Source organism: Streptosporangiales bacterium (genome assembly GCA_009379825.1).
Taxonomy (GTDB): domain Bacteria; phylum Actinomycetota; class Actinomycetes; order Streptosporangiales; family WHST01; genus WHST01.
Map to the genome: position 1 here is coordinate 31,592 of WHTA01000029.1, position 14,331 is coordinate 45,922.

Annotated in this window: 12 protein-coding genes; 8 read left to right on the forward strand and 4 right to left on the reverse strand. The window is 71.6% G+C overall.

Going from position 1 to position 14,331, the window contains the following annotated elements:
• The first annotated feature begins 61 nt into the window (after positions 1-61).
• Together GEV07_15755 and GEV07_15760 are read left to right on the forward strand one after the other, a co-directional pair.
• Positions 62-685 (forward strand): TetR family transcriptional regulator, encoded by a 624-nt coding sequence (locus GEV07_15755; GenBank protein MQA04112.1) that lies wholly within the window; start codon positions 62-64, stop codon positions 683-685.
• Between the two features lie 20 nt (positions 686-705).
• Complete coding sequence (locus GEV07_15760) at positions 706-1,923, forward strand: cytochrome P450 (protein ID MQA04113.1); 1,218 nt, start codon at positions 706-708, stop codon at positions 1,921-1,923.
• A gap of 14 nt (positions 1,924-1,937) precedes the next feature.
• On the opposite strand, the gene GEV07_15765 is transcribed toward GEV07_15760, so the two are convergent.
• Positions 1,938-2,846, reverse strand: coding sequence for a hypothetical protein (locus GEV07_15765; protein MQA04114.1), 909 nt, complete (start codon positions 2,844-2,846; stop codon positions 1,938-1,940).
• Positions 2,847-2,951: 105 nt separating this feature from the next.
• Here GEV07_15765 and GEV07_15770 point away from each other — a divergent pair, with 105 nt between their 5' ends.
• Together GEV07_15770 and GEV07_15775 are read left to right on the forward strand one after the other, a co-directional pair.
• Positions 2,952-3,851 carry an esterase gene (locus tag GEV07_15770; protein ID MQA04115.1) on the forward strand — a complete coding sequence of 300 codons (900 nt, stop codon included), beginning with the start codon at positions 2,952-2,954 and terminating at the stop codon, positions 3,849-3,851.
• Positions 3,852-3,986: 135 nt separating this feature from the next.
• Positions 3,987-5,219 carry a Bcr/CflA family efflux MFS transporter gene (locus tag GEV07_15775; protein MQA04116.1) on the forward strand — a complete coding sequence of 411 codons (1,233 nt, stop codon included), beginning with the start codon at positions 3,987-3,989 and terminating at the stop codon, positions 5,217-5,219.
• A gap of 11 nt (positions 5,220-5,230) precedes the next feature.
• On the opposite strand, the gene GEV07_15780 is transcribed toward GEV07_15775, so the two are convergent.
• Both GEV07_15780 and rpsD read right to left on the reverse strand, forming a co-directional pair.
• The gene (locus GEV07_15780) at positions 5,231-5,719 is read right to left on the reverse strand and encodes a MarR family transcriptional regulator (GenBank protein MQA04117.1); all 489 of its coding nucleotides are present in this window, start codon (positions 5,717-5,719) and stop codon (positions 5,231-5,233) included.
• Positions 5,720-5,752: 33 nt separating this feature from the next.
• The gene (gene rpsD / locus GEV07_15785) at positions 5,753-6,361 is read right to left on the reverse strand and encodes a 30S ribosomal protein S4 (GenBank protein MQA04118.1); all 609 of its coding nucleotides are present in this window, start codon (positions 6,359-6,361) and stop codon (positions 5,753-5,755) included.
• A 63-nt stretch (positions 6,362-6,424) separates the two neighbouring features.
• Between rpsD and GEV07_15790 the strand changes: the two genes are divergently transcribed.
• From GEV07_15790 to GEV07_15805, 4 genes are all read left to right on the forward strand, one after another.
• Positions 6,425-7,252, forward strand: a complete 828-nt coding sequence (locus tag GEV07_15790; protein MQA04119.1) for a DUF2470 domain-containing protein — start codon at positions 6,425-6,427, stop codon at positions 7,250-7,252.
• Positions 7,253-7,359: 107 nt separating this feature from the next.
• Positions 7,360-7,803 (forward strand): MarR family transcriptional regulator, encoded by a 444-nt coding sequence (locus GEV07_15795; GenBank protein ID MQA04120.1) that lies wholly within the window; start codon positions 7,360-7,362, stop codon positions 7,801-7,803.
• On the forward strand, positions 7,803-9,428 hold the full coding sequence (locus GEV07_15800) for a DHA2 family efflux MFS transporter permease subunit (GenBank protein ID MQA04121.1): 1,626 nt from the start codon (positions 7,803-7,805) through the stop codon (positions 9,426-9,428). Before GEV07_15795 ends, GEV07_15800 begins: the two co-directional genes overlap by 1 nt.
• A gap of 28 nt (positions 9,429-9,456) precedes the next feature.
• Complete coding sequence (locus GEV07_15805; GenBank protein MQA04122.1) at positions 9,457-12,903, forward strand: hypothetical protein; 3,447 nt, start codon at positions 9,457-9,459, stop codon at positions 12,901-12,903.
• Here the strand turns inward: GEV07_15805 and GEV07_15810 are convergent.
• Entirely contained in the window at positions 12,836-14,329 is a 1,494-nt protein-coding gene (locus GEV07_15810) for an NADH-quinone oxidoreductase subunit N (protein MQA04123.1), read from the reverse strand. The two genes, GEV07_15805 and GEV07_15810, sit on opposite strands and share 68 nt — an antisense overlap.
• Positions 14,330-14,331: the final 2 nt, after the last annotated feature.

The window sequence follows — 14,331 nt, forward strand, 5'->3', positions numbered from 1 at the left end:
CGCCGAGCGGTGGGAGGGCTTTCTCTTGCCGTGGACTGAACAAACGTTTAGCTTGCTGAACATGAGTTCACCCGACCGCACGGCGCGCGCCCGCATCAAGGACGCGGCCATGCGCCGGTTCGGCGCCGACGGGGTGAACCGCGTGACGTTGCGGGCGATCGCGGCGGACGCGGGCGTCTCGCCCGCGCTGGTCGTGCACCACTTCGGGTCCAAGGAAGGGCTGCGCAGGGCGTGCGACGCCGCTCTCCTGGAGATCATGCACACCTCCCGTCCGCGGGATCTGCTCCAGGACCCCGCCGGCCTCGCCGCCGCGCTCGAGGACTCCGCCGACGCACGGCGCTACCTGGCCAGGTCACTGCTCGACGGGTCCGCAGCGGCCGCCGAGCTGTACCACGAGATCGTCGAGACCACCGAGGCGTTCCTCACCGACGCCGAACGCGACGGCTGGGTCCGTCCCACCGCAGACCCGCGCGCACGCGCCGCCGTGTACGTCAGCTGGTTGCTGGCACCGCTGGTGCTGGAGAGCCAGCTCGCCACGGTGCTCGAGGTCGACGACCTGCACGGGCTGGACTCGACGTTGCGGTACTCCAGGGCCGCCCTGGAGATGTTCACCCACGGCGTCTTCGCGGACGACCGTGGCCTGCAGGCATGGGACGCCGTAGCCGAGCTACGGAGACCCCGATGAGAGCCGTCGAGGAGACGCACATGTCCGAACCCGCCGCACCACCCCACCTCGGCGAGCTGCTGACCACACCGGACCGCGACGGCTTCCTCGCCGACCTGGCCGGCCGCGGCCCGGTCAGCCGCGCCGTCTATCTGGACGGCACGCCCGTCTGGCTGGTGACCGGGCACGCCGAGTGCAGCGCCATACTCACCGACACGCGGTTCAGCAGCGACATCAACACCAGGAAGGACGCGCTCGACGTCGCGGCCACGGCCAGTTTCCCCGAGGACGTGCAGCCGTTCCTGACCAGCACCCTCGGCGCGTACGACCCGCCGGACCATACGCGCCTGCGCAAGCTGGTGTCGAAGGGCTTCACCGCCCGCCGGATCAACGAGCTGCGGCCGCGGATCCAGCAGATCGTCGACGAGCTGCTCACCGAGCTCGACGGCCACGAGGAGATCGACGCCATCGAGGGCTTCGCCTACCCGCTGCCGATCCGGGTGATCTGCGAGCTGCTCGGCGTACCGGCGGACGACGTGCACCGTTGGCGCTCCTGGTCCGCGGGGCTCGTCGCGCCCGACCCGGACGAGATCGCGACGAGCGCACGCAGCCTCATCGCGTACATGCAGGAACTGATCGCGACGAAGAAGGCCGCAGGCGACCACGACGACCTGATCGGCACGCTCGTCCAGGTACGTGAGGACGACGGCGACCGGCTCAGCGACGAGGAGCTGATCTCCGTCTCGCTGATAATCCTGCTCGCCGGCCACGAGACGACGGTCAGCGTGCTCAGCCAGGGGGGCGTGCTCCTGTTGCTCACCCGGCCGGAGCAGCTGGCGTTGCTGCGCGCGGAGCCGGACCGCGTGCCGGCCGCCGTCGAGGAGATGTTGCGCTACGCCGGCCCCGCCGAGATCGCGCCGATGCGCTACGCCCGCGAGGACATCGCGCTCGGCGGCGTGACCATTCGGGCCGGCGAGCCGGTGCAGCTCGTGTACGCGACGGCGAACCGCGACCAGGCGGCGTTCGAGCTGCCGGACGAGGCGCGGTTCGACCGCGCGGACAACCCGCACCTGGCGTTCGGGCACGGCATCCACTTCTGCCTGGGCGCAGCGCTCGCCCGCGCCGAGGCCGACATCGCGTTCCGCAGCCTGCTCGCCCGGTTCCCCGACCTCGCGCTGGCGGTGCCAGCCGACCGGCTCACCTGGCTACCCGGCATCGCTCGCCGGCTGTCCGCCCTCCCGGTGCGCCCGCACGGCTGACCACGTCCCGTACGTCAGCTGTCGTCGGGGAGGTTGGTGAGGCCGAACAGCATCCAGCCGGTGCGCACCGCGTCGTCGTGGCTGCCCTGCACGACGTTCGCCACGTAGCTGGCGGCCGGGGTGCCGAGGAACTCCCGCCGCGCCGCGCCGAGCTCGGTCGCCACCAGCTCCACCCCGCCGGCTTCCGGGTACCGCACCGCGGCGATCTGCACGAGCTCGGGGAACGGGTTGCCGAACCCGTGGGCCTGCTCGGCCACGCCGGGGAAGCCGTGCTCCACGAACGTCTCGGCGAGCCGCAGTGCCTCCTCGTACGAGCCCGCGGGTTCCATCGCGAACGCACCCGTCACGGCGTCGGTGCGGTGCACCACGAACCCGGCGTCGGCCGGCAGCTCGGGCAGCTCCTGCGGATAGACGGCCACCTGCCACTCGTCCGCCGTCGCGTCGCGGACCATCCAGTCCAGCCGCGCGCCCTCGGCCAGCCGGTAGCGCACCGCCGACGGCGGCCGCAGGTGCAGCGTGTTCAGCACGTCCACGTCCGTGGTGTCGAGGTCGACGGTGAGGAACGTCGGTTCGGTGTCGTACGCGCCCGCCTCGTCGCACACGGGGATCGCGGCGGCCGCCAGGTCGACGCCGGTCAGCGGGCGGGGCAGGTCATTGCTTGGGCTGCCCATCGCCGCGGTGACCAGGGCGAGCAGCTCCGCGCTCTCCGGCCGCGGCTCGTCGGCCGCGCGCTCGAGCAGGTGCCGCGCAAGCAGCGTGCCCTCGGTCACCCGGCACAGCTGCGTGGTGACCACCTCGGCAGTGCCGTCCCCCGGGCGGTGCACCCCGGTCGCGCTCTTCGCCACCGCCTCCGCCCGCAGGCGTGCGACCGCTGCCTGCAGGTCGGCCTCCGGGATGTACGTGCAGTAGGCACCAACCGCCATCGGCTCCCTCGTCTCATCCGGCGTACCGGACGGTCCCCGGCGTGCCGCCCATGCTGCCAGGCCCAGCCGCCCGGCAGGGACGCCGGTCACGTAGCCTGCGACTCGATGGTGAGTCGACGTGCACTGCTCGGCGGCGCGGCAGGGGTAGTGGGGGCCGCCGGCCTGGGCGCCGTGCTCGTCGAGACCGAGGTGCTCCCCGGCCGCGGCGCGGTCCACCGCAAGCTCGGCTGGACCGGTCCGGAGACCCCGGTGCCGAAGACCAAGCCAGGGCGGTCGGCCGGCGGCACGTTCACCTCGCGAGCACGCGGGAACCGTAAGGTCAGCTGGCGCGCCAGCTACCCGCCAGGCATGGTCGCCACGGCGCAGCTCCCGGTCGCCATCGCGTTGCACAGCCGCGGCAGGGACCACAGGTTCGCGTTCGACGACCTCGGCGCCGACAGGTACCTCGCGCAGGTCACCGCGTTCGCCGTGCAGCCGTTCGTGGTGGTGTCGGTGGACGGCGGGCCGGACAGCTACTGGCACGAGCGGGAGAACGCCGACGACCCACCGCGGATGATCCGCGACGAGCTGCTCCCTGTACTCGCCGACCGCGGCCTGCAGACCGACCGGATCGGGCTGATCGGCTGGTCGATGGGCGGCTACGGCGCGCTGCTGTTCGCCGAGCACTTCCCCGCCCAGGTCGTCGCGGTGGCCGCGGTCAGCCCGGCGCTGTGGCGCGATCCCGAGGACGCCGCGGACGGCGCGTTCGACGGCGCGTCCGACTTCCGCAGGCACGACGTGTTCCGCAGGTCGAGCGCGCTGCGCAGCGTGGACGTCCGGGTGGACTGCGGCGACGTGGACCCGTTCGTGGACACGGTCGAGGAGTTCCGCGACCGGCTCGAGCCGAAGCCCGGCGGGCACATCAGCGAGGGCGGGCACGACGTTTACTACTGGCGCCGGGCCATGCCTGGCGCGCTCGGTTTCCTCGGCGACGCCCTCGGCAACGCGTACGCGGAAGCCCCGTAGCTCGAATTGTTGCTGACCGTACGTACAACCTCTGGCGCAGAGGTGAGATTCGGCCACGAGGAATGCGAACATGGCACTGCGGGTTGTAGCAGACCGTAGCCCTGTTCACCTCTTACCCCGGAGAGCTGGAGGAGCATGACCGTCGCCGGCCAGTCCGTCGCGACGCCCACCGTCTTGTCCAGCCGCTCCAAACGCCTCCGCGTCATCGTCGTACTCGGCGGTCTCTCCGCGCTCGCGCCGCTGTCCATCGACGCGTACCTGCCAGGCCTGCCGGAGATGACCGACTCACTACAGACGACCAGCCCGGCCGTACAGCTGTCGCTGACCGGTTTCGTGGTCGGCATGTCGCTCGGTCAGCTGGTGATCGGCCCGCTCAGCGACACGAAGGGCCGCCGCGGCCCGCTGATCGTCGGCATGGCGGTGTTCACGCTCGTCGCGCTCGCCTGCGCGATCTCCCCGAACATCGTGCTGCTCGACGTGCTGCGCTTCGCCCAGGGCTTCGCCGGCGCGGCCGGGGTGGTGATCGCCAGGGCGGTGGTGCGCGACCTGTTCTCCGGGCCCGCCGCGGCCCGGTTCTTCGCGTCGCTGATGCTGGTCAACGGGCTCGCCCCGATCCTCGCGCCCATCTTCGGTGCACAGCTGCTGCGCTGGACCTCGTGGCGCGGCGTCTTCGTGGCGCTCGCGGTCATCGGGCTGCTGCTGATGCTCGGCGTCGCGCTCGGCCTGCCGGAGACGCTGGAACCGGAGCGGCGCAGGGCCGGCGGGCTGGTCAGCACGCTACGGACGTTCTGGCGCCTCGGCCACGACCCGATCCTCATCGGCTACGCCCTGACCACCGCGTTCGGGTTCGCGGCGATGTTCTCGTACATCTCCGGGTCGTCGTTCGTGCTGCAGAACGTCTTCGGCTTCTCGCCACAGGTGTACAGCTACGCGTTCGGCGCCAACGCGCTCGGCCTGGTGATCTGCGCGCAGATCAGCGGCCGTCTCGCCCACCGGCTCGGCGCGTACCGGCTGCTGGTCACCGGCATCGGGTCGCTGCTCGCCGGCGGCCTGCTGATGCTGGTCGGGCAGCTGGCCGGCGCCGGGGTGGTCGGGGTGCTCGGCGGTGCGTTCCTCGTCGCGACCGGGATGGGCTTCATCTTCCCGAACGCGATGGCGCTTGCGATGGCCGCCCACGGCAAGGACGCCGGCGCCGCCTCCGCCATGTTGGGCGTACTCCAGTTCCTGGTCGGCGGCCTGGCCGCGCCGCTGGTCGGCGTCGCGGGCGAGAACACGGCCATGCCGATGGCCGCGGTGATGGCGGCGTCCGCGGTGACCGCCTCGCTGAGCTGGCTGGTGCTCGTCCGCCGCAACTCGCCGACGCCCTGACCGCCGTACGGTCAGGCTTCCTCGCGGGCTTCCGCGTCCGGCAGCCGCTCGACGAGGTCGAGGAGTACGGGCAGCGCCTTCGCCAGGTTGCGCCTACGGGCCGCGGGGAGGCCGGCGATCGCCTCGGTGACCACGTGGTGCCGCTCGTCGTTCCAGGCGCGGAACCGTTCCGCGGCCGACTCGGTGAGGCGTAGCCGCGCGACCCTACGGTCCTTGTCGTCCGCGACCCTGGTGACGATCTCCGCCTCGGTCAGCTGCCCGACGAGAGTGCTCACCGTGTTCGCCGCGAGCCGCAGCTCGTGGGCCGCCTCCGCCACGGAGATGCCCGGCTGGTTGCGTACCACACGAACCAGGTCGATCTGCGCGTTCGTCAGCCCGCGTGGTGGCCAGCTACTGCCGGACGCTCGCCGAATGCTCCGTCGCAGCGCACCCAGGTGGTCGACGAGGAGCTCGGCCAGCATCGCCGGGTCGTCGGCGACGGCGCCTTCTCGCGATTCCATCGGGTGAGGTTACCGGGCGGCCGGCACAACCGGTCAGCGCGAGTAGTACTCCACGACCATCGCCTCGTCGCAGATGATCGGCACCAGCGGGCGCGACGGCTCGGCCAGCAGCTGTACGCGCAGGTCGGTGAGCTGCACGTCGAGGTACGAGGGCGTGGAGTCCGGCGCGTTCGCGCCCTCCGCCGCCACCAGGAACGGCGGCAGGGTGCGGCTGCGCGGCGCGACCGACACCTCGTCACCCACCGCCAACCGGTACGACGACCGATCCACGCGCTGCCCGTTCACCGTGATGTGCCGGTGCACGACCAGCTGCCGCGCCTGGTAGATCGTGCGCGCTATCCCGGACCGCCAGACGATCGCGTCCAGCCGCCGTTCGAGCAGGCTCACCAGGTTCGAACCGGTCTTGCCCTCGCGCCGGCGCGCGTCGTCGAACGTGCGACGCAGCTGCGTCTCCGAGACGTTGTACTGCTCGCGCAGCCGCTGCTTCTCCTTCAGCCGCAGCGCGTAGTCGGTTTCCTTGCGGCGTGCCCGGCCGTGCTCACCAGGCGGGTACGGGCGGCGCTCGAAGTACGGCACGCACTTGCGGGTCAGCGGGATACCCAGGGCCCTGCTGCGCTTGACCTTCGGTCGGGGTCGACTCACACTACCTCCTAGAACTAAGGATAGCCTAACCTATATCAGGTGGACCGCTCGCTTGGAGGCCGGATGACGACGCTGACCGATCGACTGCCGCGCTGGCCGACCCCGGCCGAGACGGCTCGCACCCTGGTCTTCGGCGTGGTGCCTGGCACCCTGCTCGTCCCCGCCAGCGGCGGACCTGGCACACCCCACGCGATCGCCGGCGGCCCGGACGACATCGTGCTCAAGGCGCGCCCGTACACCGGTGCGTCCAGCAACGAGATCGTGCTGCTCGTCGAGGAGAGCGGCGAGCCGGCCAACCGGCTGCGCACCACGGTCACCGACTCGCGGCACCAGGATGCGGCCGCGTTCCTCGACCTGCTCGACGTACCGCCGGTCCGCACCGACCTGCCCCGCGCCCGGCTGTGCGTCGCCGGCTGGGTGGAACCGCTGGGCAAGGAGGAGCAGCGGAAGGCCGCTCTCGACGCGGCGACCAGCCGGCCGGCCGGCGAGCTGCTGACCGTCGGGCACGGCGCCTCGCTCTACCGGCTGCACCCGGCCGAGCTCTCGCTGACGCGCAGCGACGGCACGTACGACGTGGCGGTCGAGGAGTTCCGCGACGCCGAGCCCGACCCGGTGTACGAGAACGAGCAGGAGATCACCGGACACCTGCAGCAGCACCACTACGACGACCTGACCCAGTGGGCGATGGCCAGATTGAACCGCGACGACAGGCGCACGCTGCGGGAGGTCACCATCACGGGGATCGACAGGTACGGCCTCGACCTCGCCTGCGTCACCGCGCGCGGCTGCCAGCACTCGCGGATCAGCTTCGCCGCCCCGGTGTCCGACGAGGACGCACTCGGCGACGCCCTGCAGGAGCTGCGCCGCTGTCCCTGCGAGCCACCCGCCTGACGCCGGACACCTACCGCCGGTACTGCCTGCACCCCGGCCGGTGACGCTCGCGAGAAACGGTTTGGCCGTCCCCTCGCCGGCCTGCATATAGTTGTGGGGTGCAAGCAATGAAACCGGCGACGGACCTCGAACATGGCCTGCCGCTGGCCCTGATGCGAATCGGGCGGCAGCTGAAGGCGGTCACCGCCCGTACGCCGGACGAGGCCTGGGCCGTGCTCCTGCTGCACAAGGTGCGGGAGAACGGCCACTGCCGGGTGTCCGAGCTCGCCGCACAGGCCGGCCTCGACACCTCCACCGTGAGCCGGCACGTAGCGCGGCTGGAGAAGAACGGCCACCTCGAGCGCACCGAGGACCCCGCCGACCGCAGGGCCAGCCAGCTGGCCCTCACGCCGCGGGGCCGGCGCATGCTGAAGGCAGCCACCCAGGCCCGCATCGACCTCATCCACCAGGCCGTCGCCGACTGGTCCGAGGACGAGCTGCGCACCCTGTGCGCGCTGACCGACCGACTGGCCGCCGCCCTCGAGGAACACGTACCAGGAACGGAGAGCTGATGACGGACGTCGACCGCGACGACTCGTCGCGGGCGGCCGAGGCCACCCCGACCAACTCCACCAACTCCACCGCCCTCTCCCACCGACAGATCCTGGTCGTGCTCGGTGGCCTGATGGCCGGCATGCTGCTCGCCGCGCTCGACCAGAGCATCGTTGGCACCGCGCTGCCGCGCATCGTCAGCGAGCTCGGCGGTCTCGACCACCTCTCCTGGGTGGTCACCGCGTACCTGCTGACCGCGACGGCGAGCACGCCGCTGTGGGGCAAGATCTCCGACCTCTACGGCCGCCGGCTGATCTTCCAGATCGCCATCGGCATCTTCCTGGTCGGCTCCGTGCTCGCCGGGCTCAGCCAGGACATGACGCAGCTGATCGGCTCGCGCGCCGTCCAGGGCATGGGCGGCGGCGGCCTGATGTCCATCGCGCTCGCGATCGTCGGGGACGTCATCCCGGCGCGACAGCGCGGCAAGTACCAGGGGTACTTCGGCGTCGTCTTCGGTGTCTCGAGCGTCGCGGGCCCGCTGATGGGCGGGTTCTTCACCGACGGTCCCGGCTGGCGCTGGATCTTCTGGATCAACGTGCCGATCGGACTGGCCGCGCTCGTCGTGACGTCGCTGGCGCTGCGCATGCCGTTGAAGCGCAGAGAGCACCGGATCGACTACCTCGGCGCCATGGTCATCGTCGCCGCGGTGAGCTCGCTGCTGCTCTACCTGAACTGGGCCGGCAACGAGTACGGCTGGTTCGCCGGCCGTTCGCTGGCACTGCTCGGCGGCGCCATCGCGCTCGCGGTGGTGTTCGTCGTCGTCGAGCACTACGCGGAGGAGCCGATCATCCCGTTGCGGCTGTTCCGCAACAGGGTGTTCAGCGTCGGCAACCTGTTCGCGGCGCTGTGCGGTGTCGCCATGTTCGGTGCGATCGTGTTCTTCCCGCTGTACCTGCAGGCCGTGATGGGCATGTCGCCGACGATGTCCGGGCTCGGCATGCTGCCCGCGGTAGCCGGTATCTTCACCACGTCGATCGGGTCCGGTCAGCTGATGACGCGCACCGGGCGGTACAAGATCTTCCCGATCCTCGGTGGGGCCACGCTGATCGTGGCGTTGCTGCTGCTGAGCACCCTCACCTTCGAGACGCCGTACTGGCAGGCGGCGATCTTCGTCTACTTCTTCGGTGCCGGGCTCGGCTTCACCATGCAGACGATCGTGACCGCCGTGCAGAACTCGGTCGCGATGTCGGACATGGGTGCGGCCACCAGCTCCACGGTGTTCTTCCGGCAGACCGGCGGCGCCATCGGCACGGCGGTGTTCGGCGCCGTGCTCAGCAGCAGGCTGAGCACGTACCTGGCCGAGGAGCTGGCAGGTGCAGTGCCACCGGGCACGAGGACGCCGAACGTGGACGCCAACAACATCGAGGCGATCCAACGGCTGCAGGAACCGCTCAAGACACCGGTGCTCACCGCGTTCTCGAACGCGATCGACGACGTGTTCCTCGTCGGTGTGCCGTTCGTCGCCGCCGCGTTCATCGTCTCGCTGTTCCTTAAGGAGCTCCCGCTCCGCACGAGCAACGAGGTGCGGCCACCCGCCGACGCGCCCAAGGCGCCTGCCGACGAGGTGCGCGCCGCCAGCGACTGAACGTATCTGCGCGGCGTACCGGTCTCCTATGCTGCGTCACGTGGTGCGGATCAGGCTGCTCGGCCCGCCGGCGCTCGAGGTCGCCGGCCGGGAGGTCGAGCTGCGCGGGCACCGCGAACGTGCGCTGCTCGCCGCGCTCGCGCTGCGCATCGGCGAGGTCGTCTCCACCACGTCGCTCGCGGACGTGATCTGGGGCCCGACACCGCCGCCCACCGCCGGCGTGCAGATCCAGTCCTGTGTGAGCACGTTGCGCAAACGGCTCGCCGCCGCGGACGTAGCGGAACCCCGCAACGTCCTCGTCACACGGCAGCCCGGCTACCTGCTGCCGACCAACCTCGTCACGACGGACCTGGACGAGTTCAGGCAGCACGTCCACCTCGCGTCCGTCGCCGCCAGGCGCGGCGACCACGAGCACGCCCACGAGTGCTACCTACGTGGACTTGCGCTCTGGCGTGGGCAGCCGTTCCAGGACATCGGAGCGCCCGAGTTCGACGTCACGGCAGAGCGCCTGCGCGAGGAGTGGCTCTGCGCGGTGGAAGGACGGATGGACGCCGCCCTGCAGCTCGACAGCGCGCACGACCTGGTCGGCACGCTCACCGACCTGGTACGAACCCATCCGCTCAGGGAACGGCTGCGCGGCCAGCTGATGCTCGCGCTCTACCGCACCGGCCGCCAGGCGGAGGCGCTCGACGTCTACACCACCGGCAGGCGACAGCTGGTCGACGAGCTCGGCCTTGACCCGGGCGAGCAGCTGCAGCGGCTGCAGCAGCGGATCGTGACCGGCGACCCGACCCTGCTGCAGGCCGGGGCCGACAGCACGGCGAGGACCGGGTTCCAGGCCGCGCTGCCCACGCCGCGACAGCTGCCGGCCGACCTCGGCTCGTTCGTCGGCCGCCGCAGCCAGCTCGACGAGCTGCTGGCCGTCCTGACCGACGCGGACCGCGGCGCCGCGCCTGCCCTGATCTGCCTGCACGGCGGCGGCGGCACCGGTAAGACGGCCCTGGCCGTACACGCCGCCCACCGCGCCACCGGCGAGTTCCCCGACGGCCAGCTCTACGCCCATCTCGGCGGCGGCGCCGGGGCTCCGGTGGCTGCGTTCGAGGTCCTCGGCACCTTCCTGCACGCCTTCGGCGTCACCGGCGCCGACCTGCCGAGCAACCTGGACGAGCGCGTGGCGCTGTTCCGCAGCTGCCTCGCCGGCCGGCGGGTGCTCGTGCTGCTCGACGACGCCGCCGACGCCGCCCAGGTGCGGCCGCTGCTGCCGGCGACCGCCGACTGCGCGGCCATCGTCACCAGTCGGCCGATCCTCACCAGCCTGGACGGTGCCCACCAGCTGCCGATCAGCACCCTCGCCGACGGCGAGGCAAGGCAGCTGCTCGCCGAGCACCTCGGCGGCGACCAGCTGGCCGCCGCCGGCGAGGCCGTGGACCAGCTGGTCGAGCTGTGCGGCCGGCTGCCGCTCGCGCTGCGCGTCACGGCCGCCAGGCTGACGAAGGCGGGCGGCGCACCGCCGATCGACAGGTTCGCCCGCCGGCTGGCGGACGAGCGGCACCGGCTGGACCTGTTGCAAAGCGACGACCTGGCGGTACGGGCCACGCTGCTGCTCAGCTGGGAGTCCCTCGGCGACGACCAGCGGCTGCTCGTACAGCGGCTGGCGCTGCTCCCGCCGCTGCCGTTCCCCGACTGGATGCCGGCGCCGCTGCTCGACGTCGACGAGGACACCGGGCGTGACCTGCTCGACGACCTCGCCGGCGCCCACCTGGTCGAGCACGCCGGCCAGGCCGGCTACCGGATGCACGACCTGGTGCGCCTGGTCGCCGAGGAACGGCTGCGCGACGAGGAACCCGCGGCGGCGACCGCCGCCGCCAGGCAGCGCCTCTGGCAGGCCTGGCTGGGTCTCGCCGAGACCGCCGACGTGCAGGTGACGGCCGGCCGGACGTTCGTCGCCGGGCTCCGCACCGCAGGCACCGCACCACCACTGGCGGCGTCCGCCGTAGAGCGCGACCCGCTCGGCTGGCTCGACAGCTGGTACGTACAGCTCGCGCACATCGTCACCGACGCCGCCGAGTGCCTGCCGGACCTGGCCGGCATGCTCGCGGCGCGGTTGTACGGGTTCCTCTCCATCCGCCGCCTCGCCGACGTCAGGACCAGGACGCTGACTACGGCGGTAGAAGCCACCAGGCTGCACAGCGACCTGCGGGCCAGGCTGCTCCTGCAGCTCGCCAACGCGCACGCGCTTGCCGGCGCCTCCCCGACCGACTACCTGCACCTGCGCAGCGAGGCCGCAGCGGCAGCCGAGCACAGCGCGGACCGGCATCTCGCGGTCATCGCCGGCGAACGCCTCGCGGCCGCGTACCACGAGCTGACCGAGTACCGGGCAAGCACCGACCGGCTGCGCGCGCTGCTGCCCGAGGCACGTGCGCTCGACGAGCAGCTCTACGCGCAGGTGCTCGCCATGCTTGGGCTTGCGCTAACCGACACCGGCAACTACCCGGAGGCCGAGGAGCAGTTCCTGCTCGCGCTCGGCATCTACACCGGCGACTCACGCAGCGCCGCCGGCACGCTGATGAACTACGCGGAGCTGCTCGTCGTGATGGGCCGCCCGGTCGACGCCGAGCAGCGGCTGCGCGAGGGGCTCGCGATCTCCGAGCGGCTGGGCGACGACGCGCTCGTCGCGTACCTCTCGCTATCGCTCGCGGACGCTCTGGCGCACCAGCAGCGCTTCGGCGAGGCGACCGCGGCGCTGCGCCGTGCGGAGGCCACCTTCCACGCCGCCGCGGAGCCGACCGACCTGGAGCTCGCGCACCTCGCCCTGTGGCGGGCCAGGGTCGAGTCGCTGCGCGGCGAACACGCCACGGCGATCAACACTCTCACCTGGGCGCTGTCGGAGTTCGAACGGCTACGCAACCCGGGGTACGCGGATCGCACCAGGGTCGATCTCGCTCTCTCGCCTACCGGCGGGCCGGCGACAAGCGGCGTGCGAGCGGCAGGCGGTCGGCGCGGTCAACGCACCAGGCGGATGATTTCGCGAGACCTGGTGCATCTGGCTGGCCGGCCAGATGCACCAGGCCTGACCTCCCCCGGTCGCCACCGCATGCACTTTCGGACCCACCACGAAGGTGCGCGGCAAGGCGACGGTCATCGCGACGGGAAGCGCTCCACCGACCGGCGCGACACGGCCACACCCCAGAACCCGTGTCGTGTCGTCGTGGCAGAAATCCTGACCACCAGTGGCACTTCCCGCCCCGGCACGATACCTCCCCGAGGCGGCTGTGGCCGCATCCTGGATCGGGCAGTGATGCCGACAGTGACCATTTCTGTTCCAACGGCCACCACTACGCGGAAAGGCCCTGGGCAGAAGCCCGTGGTGCCCGACCGGGCACGGTTGCACGGGGTGACCGCCGTAGCTACGGCGAGGCGACGGGGAACAGGTCCCTGGCCGCGAACACCAGCTGCGGCAGCACAGAAAGGATGACCGTGGCGGTCACGCTCACCGCGACCGCGGCGCCGATGGGCGCAGGCACCGCGGTGGGAACCTTGGGCAGCTGCTTGCGCTGTTCGGCGGTCGGCCGCTGCACGACCAGCACCGTCCACGAGACGTAGTAGTACAGCGCGATCACGACGTTCACGGCCATCACCATGGCCAGCCAGCCGGCGCCGCCGAGCAGCACCGCACGGAACACGGCGACCTTGGCGAACAGCCCCACCAGGCCTGGCGGCACGCCGGCGAGCGCCACCAGCGCGAAGGCGAGTGCGATACCCGCGATCGGGCGGCGCCACAGCAGACCGCGGTACGACTCGAGCTGGCCGTCCGGGTGGTCCCTGGTGACCGCCACCACCACCGCGAACGCGGTCATCGTCATCGCCGCATACGCAACGATGTACGAGACAGGCGCGGCCAGCGGGTCGACGCCGGCCACCGGGTTGCCGCCCCCGGCGAACGGCGCGAGTGCGTACCCCGCCTGCCCGATCGACGACCACGCAAGCAACCGGATAGCACTGCGCTGCCGCAACGCCACCAGGTTCCCCACGGTCATGGTCAACGCCGCGACGATCGCGAGCACGGGTGCCCAGTTCACCGCGTACGGCTCCAGACCGCGGCCGAGCAGCACCACCAGGCCGGCGAAGCCGGCGACCTTGGAGACCACGGCGAGGTACGCGGCCACCGGCAGCGGCGCGCCCTCGTAGGTGTCCGGCGCCCAGGCGTGGAACGGCACCGCGGCCACCTTGAAACCGAAGCCGAGCACGGCGAACGCGATACCGACGGCCAGCACCGGCTGCAACCTGTCGTCCACGGACGGGTCGCCGGTGAGGTCGGTGAGCCACAGCGAGCCGCGAGCCGCGTAGATCCAGCTGACGCCGAACAGCAGCAACGCCGTCGACGCCACCGAGACGAGAAACAGCTTCAGCGCCGCCTCGCCGCCTGCGACGCGGCCGACCCGGCCGCGCAACGCGACCATGCCGAACACCGGCAGCGACAGCGTCTCCAGGCCGACGACCAGGGTGGCGAAGTCACCCGCCGCGGTGAGGACCAGAGCGCCGGTCACCGAGCACAGCAGCAGGAACACGTACTCGCCTGGCGGAATGCTCTCCTCGACCACCGTCTGCACCGACAGCAGGAGCACGGCGACCGCGCCCACGAGGATCGCCAGGTGCAGCACGACGCCGTACCGTGCGAGGTCGTACGCACACACGATGTCGGCGCCCTGCCGGCAGAAGGCCTGCGCGCCCGACCACAGCTGCGGCACGGTGATGACGAACGCGACGCCAAGCATGATGATGCCGAGCCACAGCACGAGGAACTTCGCGCGGTCGGGCAGGAACGCGTCGAGCAGCAGCACGACGGCAGCGGTGACCGCGAGCATCAGCGGCACCACCAGACCGCTCAGCTGAACTGCCATCG